Origin of the sequence: Roseovarius atlanticus, from assembly GCF_001441615.1 — a bacterium.
Classification (GTDB): domain Bacteria; phylum Pseudomonadota; class Alphaproteobacteria; order Rhodobacterales; family Rhodobacteraceae; genus Roseovarius; species Roseovarius atlanticus.
In genome coordinates this window covers 1-738 of record NZ_LAXJ01000058.1, presented here as the reverse complement: position 1 = coordinate 738, position 738 = coordinate 1, and the positions used below count along the sequence as shown (strand labels likewise).

The 738-nt window shown below is 57.7% G+C and carries 1 protein-coding gene and 1 pseudogene; both read left to right on the top strand.

Translation table 11 applies throughout. From position 1 onward, the window contains the following. Nucleotides 1-480 (top strand): multicopper oxidase domain-containing protein (locus tag XM53_RS22285; protein WP_148639806.1); only part of this gene is annotated, 480 nt, incomplete at its 5' end. Between the two features lie 46 nt (nt 481-526). Next, a pseudogene (locus XM53_RS23865) lies at nt 527-738 on the top strand (copper-binding protein); the annotation flags it as partial.

Below are 738 nucleotides of genomic sequence, written 5' to 3'. Positions count from 1 at the left end.
AGCATCGACATCCCCGTGGGCGCGATGCGCGCCTATGAGTTCGTCGCGGACCATCTGGGTGACTGGGCGATCCACTGTCACAAGTCACACCACACGATGAACGCCATGGGCCATGACGTGCCGACGTTCATCGGGGTCAACAAGAAGCCGCTGACGCAGAAGATCCGTCAGTTCCAGCCGGAATACATGCCTATGGGCACGAACGGGATGGGCGATATGGCGAAAATGGAAATGCCGCTGCCCGACAATACCATCCCGATGATGACGGGTTGGGGTCCTTACGGCCCCATCGAGATGGGCGGCATGTTTTCGGTCGTAAAGGTGCGGGACGGCATCGACGCGGACGATTACTCCGATCCCGGCTGGTACGAGAACCCCCCGGGCGAGATGGCCTACGAATGGACCGGCGAGTTGCCTGAATTCGCCTCCAACAACAGCCCCAGGACCATTCTCACACAGAAACCAGCCTCGAAGGGCTGAGCAGCCCTTCGTCATCTCTAACCAAACCAACCTACAGGAAAATGAAATGAAAAACCTTCTTCTGACAACAAGCCTCGCGATCGCGCTTTCCACACAGGCCTATGCTACAGGCACGCACGGCGGTGGACATGATGAAAACCAGCCTACCGAACAGACAGAAATGATGGTCGGCATGCCGGGTGACCCCGCCAAGGTGGATCGCACAATCGACGTCACTTTGCTCGAAAACGATGAGGGCCAGATGCTGATCGAGAGCGA